The 3545-nt window shown below is 44.5% G+C and carries 6 protein-coding genes; all 6 read right to left on the reverse strand.

The annotated features are described in order from the left end of the window. The coding region (gene rsfS / locus QZ565_RS08690; protein WP_295528297.1) for a ribosome silencing factor at nt 1–240 on the reverse strand (240 nt) is incomplete at its 3' end. Next, nucleotides 241–834, reverse strand: coding sequence for a bis(5'-nucleosyl)-tetraphosphatase (symmetrical) YqeK (gene yqeK, locus QZ565_RS08695; protein ID WP_295528300.1), 594 nt, complete (start codon nt 832–834; stop codon nt 241–243). Continuing rightward, nucleotides 834–1463 carry a nicotinate-nucleotide adenylyltransferase gene (locus QZ565_RS08700; RefSeq protein WP_125421569.1) on the reverse strand — a complete coding sequence of 210 codons (630 nt, stop codon included), beginning with the start codon at nt 1461–1463 and terminating at the stop codon, nt 834–836. Before QZ565_RS08700 ends, yqeK begins: the two co-directional genes overlap by 1 nt. A gap of 50 nt (nt 1464–1513) precedes the next feature. Continuing rightward, on the reverse strand, nt 1514–1825 hold the full coding sequence (yhbY, locus tag QZ565_RS08705; RefSeq protein ID WP_000060169.1) for a ribosome assembly RNA-binding protein YhbY: 312 nt from the start codon (nt 1823–1825) through the stop codon (nt 1514–1516). 222 nt (nt 1826–2047) lie between these two features. Next, nucleotides 2048–3154 carry a ribosome biogenesis GTPase YqeH gene (yqeH, locus tag QZ565_RS08710; RefSeq protein ID WP_033583414.1) on the reverse strand — a complete coding sequence of 369 codons (1107 nt, stop codon included), beginning with the start codon at nt 3152–3154 and terminating at the stop codon, nt 2048–2050. A gap of 2 nt (nt 3155–3156) precedes the next feature. Then, nucleotides 3157–3545, reverse strand: a 389-nt coding sequence (locus QZ565_RS08715) for a YqeG family HAD IIIA-type phosphatase (RefSeq protein WP_295528327.1), incomplete at its 5' end; no start/stop codon positions are given.

A 3545-nucleotide genomic window follows, 5' to 3' on the forward strand; every position in this document is an offset into this window, starting at 1 on the left:
ATGTAGTGCGCACCACCCCGCTGCATCGCCTGCGATATGGCTGCCTTTAACACCAGCTTCTGCTACTTTTTCACGAATGTTATCAGCGATTGCGTCCAACTGACGGCTATTCATCGAGCTAGTGATAACAAAGTAGTCAGTCACGCTAGTCAAATCTTGTACATCAAGCGCAAGGATATCCTCCGCACGTTTCTCATCAGCCGCTTTCACGACTAGTTCTAGTAATTCTTTTTCGTTCATTTAGTCCTCTTTCAAATAGTGCACAAAGGCGTTATAGGTTTCAAGGGTTTGGGGATAGATGGGGAATCCCTGATGAGCTAGATGCTCCACGGTACGAGCTGTTTCGTAGGCCACTGCCTTATTGAGCGATAGACTTGCAATCTCACGCGCCACATCTACTCCAGGAAAGGCTCGATTATGCTCGATATAGTCTGCTACATAGATAGCCTTATCTAGGTCTGTCATCTGACCAGCCCCAACTGTATGGATTTCAATAGCTCGTATAATTTCAGAATCATGCAAATCCAAGTCTTCTTGAATCTTGTAAATTCCAACCATGCCATGCCAGACATTATTGCCCCAGTTTTTGAGGTCAGGATCTAGCTGATATCGGTCAATCAAGTCTAGAAATTCCTGATCTGACAACTTCTTAGCATAGTCATGAAGAAGACCTGCTAGTCCTGCTTTCTCGGTATCGACTCTAAATCTCTGAGCTAATTCTATGGCTGCACGCTCCACACCCAAGCAATGGGTTAACCGTTTCTCGGGTAGAAGCTCTGCCATTTTTTCCAACAAAGCCTCACGAGAGCAGTTGATATAGTCTTGATAGGCCATCAGTAAAGCCCCTCTTTCTCGATGTAGTCTAGCACAGGCTGAGGCAGGAGAAAGTTGGGTTTCCGACCTTGGGCAAGGAAGTCACGCACCATGCTGGACGAGATATCCATGAGAGGCACATCCACCCAGATAACTGGATAGGAAGTCCCAGCCTTGTAGCGTGGTCGTTGAACCCCCACAAACTGAACCATGTCGACCAGTTCATCAATTCGGTACCATTTAGGCAAATAGTCCACCATATCAGCTCCAATAATGAAGTAATAATCGGTGTCTGGATGTTGCTCGGTCAAAATCTTCATGGTGTCGTAGGTGTAAGAAATGCCCTTGCGCTCTAGCTCAATGGTTTCAATGTCCAGACCTTCAATCCCCTCTATCGCCAATTCAAGCATCTTGAGACGATGGTGCTCAGGGATGGTTTCCTTTTTATCTACGTGAGGAGGTTGGTATTCAGGCATAAGCAAAACCTGGTCCAATCCCAACTGTTGCCGTACTTGGTCCGCAACGATCAGATGGGCATTGTGAACAGGGTTAAAATTTCCCCCTAAAATCCCGACTTGTTTGCGTTTTTTCTCCTTGATCTCTGGCTCCAACTCTACCTTAGTAAAGGGAGTCAATAATTCGATTGCCATAGGCTAGTCTCCTTTATTTCTCTGTAAAAACAGTTGTTTGGAGTAGTTTTTTAGATTTCTTTGACTTTTTTAGAAATCTTGCGATTTTCTTTTTTGCTGGATTGTTTAAACAAGATCAAGATGCGTCCGATTTTTTGGACTGTGTCCACACCGATTTCTTCTTCCAAGATTTCAGCTACTTCGTGGATGTTTTCATCTGTGTTTTGCAAGAGAGTGACCTTAATCAATTCGCGTGCGTCAAGTGCCTGACGAACGCTGGTTTTGATTTGGTCGTTAAGTCCATTTTTCCCAATTTGGATGATGGGTTTGAGAGTGTGTGCCTGGCTGTTGAGGAAGGCACGTTGTTTTGATGTTAATGACATAATTTTCTTCCTTGTTTTTTGATAGTTATTTTAGGTGGTGAGGGACGGTCGGAACTAATTTTCCAAAGACTCTCATCTTTGAAAAATGGATTTCCTGACCTCACAATTGAGCCTTGGTCTCAATTGTGCCCTTTGCCAATCTATCGATTGGCAAGACACCACGGCAATAACTATCGCTATATGAGCTCACTTTGTTCGCTCAGCGATTTTGTAATAATACTTTTAAATAATTGCTTTTCGTGTGACGACTGCGACGCCTTCTGGTGCCCAGACGGCGACTTTTGCGGTGCCTGTTACTCGGATCCAGCCTAGGCCTGAGATGACTAGGTCTGTCTTGTCCTTGATGGTAAAGACATGTTGGACTAGTTTTGGAAAATCTTCTTTTTCCTTACTATTTGGTGGTGTCAGAAGGGTTCCGACGTGCTTATCGTAAAAGGCACTAGCTCCTTCTAGTTTGGTACGGTGGAGTTTGAGTTCATTATCAAAGAAGGCTGTGAAACCTTGCTTTTCTCCTGATATGAAGTCAAAGCGTCCGAGTCCACCTAAAAATAGGGTTTGCTCGGGATTAAGCTGATAGGTTTTGGGCTTGATTTCCTTTTTAGGGCTGACATACTTGAGATTTTTGGCAGTCAGGTAATGAGCCATTTGGTGACGATGGATAATTCCCGGTGTGTCGTAGATATAAGAGCCATCGTCAAGTGGAATCTCAATCTTGTCCAAGGTTGTTCCTGGGAAGCGTGAAGTCGTAATGACATTCTGATCACCCGTGATTTCTTGGATAATAGCATTGATTAGAGTTGATTTTCCAACGTTGGTTACCCCAACTACATAGACATCGCGCCCCTTACGGTAGTGTTCAATCTTGTCAATGACTTCCTTAATCGCATGCTTGTTTTGTGCCGAAGTTAAGACGACATCGACTGGGCGAAGACCTTCTTCGTGGGCACGCTCCATCAGCCACTGGCTAATCTTACCTGGTTTTACTGACTTAGGCAGGATATCTTTTTTATTTCCAACCAAGAGGACATCATTGCCCGATACAAAACGTGGCAAGCCTGGGATAACAGAGCCATTAAAGTCAAAGATATCAATGACATTGACTACCAAGGCATCACTGTCTCCCACCTCGTGCAAGAGCTTGAGGAAATCATCATCCGTCAACTGGACATCTGTGATTTCATTGTAGTGGCGGAGACGGAAACAGCGTTGACAATAGACTTCGCCAGTCTCCAAACCTTTTTCAAGTGCCGACTGGGGGGTAAATCCAAGACCAGCCTTGTCTGTCGTCTGAATGGTTGCTCCACAACCAATACAGAGAATTTCTTCCATAGTTAAATTCCTTTTTTATATGTAATCGGTCCGTACTTTTCAGTAATTTGCTTCATGACACGGCGCTCGCGAGCTCGGTTAATCTGCGTCTTGATAGAGTCGTGTTGGACCAAGGGCTTGACCAAAATTGAGCGAATGCCTGCACGATGGGCTGCCCGAATATCTGTCATGAGCTGGTCACCAACCATGACTACTTCATTTTTATCATAGTGAAATTCCTTCATGGCACGGTCTATTCCAAAGGTGAAGGGTTTAAGAGCCCAATAAACGTAATCAATTCCAAATTTCTCAACTGCTCGTTGAACCCGTTTTTTGGTGTTATTTGAGACTACAATGATGCGAATGCCTGCATCCCGAAGGTCATGTAGCCATTGCTTCATCTCTGGCGTCC

Origin of the sequence: uncultured Streptococcus sp. (assembly GCF_915066115.1) — a bacterium.
Classification (GTDB): Bacteria; Bacillota; Bacilli; order Lactobacillales; family Streptococcaceae; genus Streptococcus.

Excerpts from the sequence above, each read along its gene's own strand:
- yqeK (WP_295528300.1), bottom strand. The coding sequence starts at position 834 with ATGGCCTATCAAGACTATATCAACTGCTCTCGTGAGGCTTTGTTGGAA.
- QZ565_RS08700 (WP_125421569.1), bottom strand. The coding sequence starts at position 1,463 with ATGGCAATCGAATTATTGACTCCCTTTACTAAGGTAGAGTTGGAGCCA.
- yhbY (WP_000060169.1), bottom strand. The coding sequence starts at position 1,825 with ATGTCATTAACATCAAAACAACGTGCCTTCCTCAACAGCCAGGCACAC.
- yqeH (WP_033583414.1), bottom strand. The coding sequence starts at position 3,154 with ATGGAAGAAATTCTCTGTATTGGTTGTGGAGCAACCATTCAGACGACA.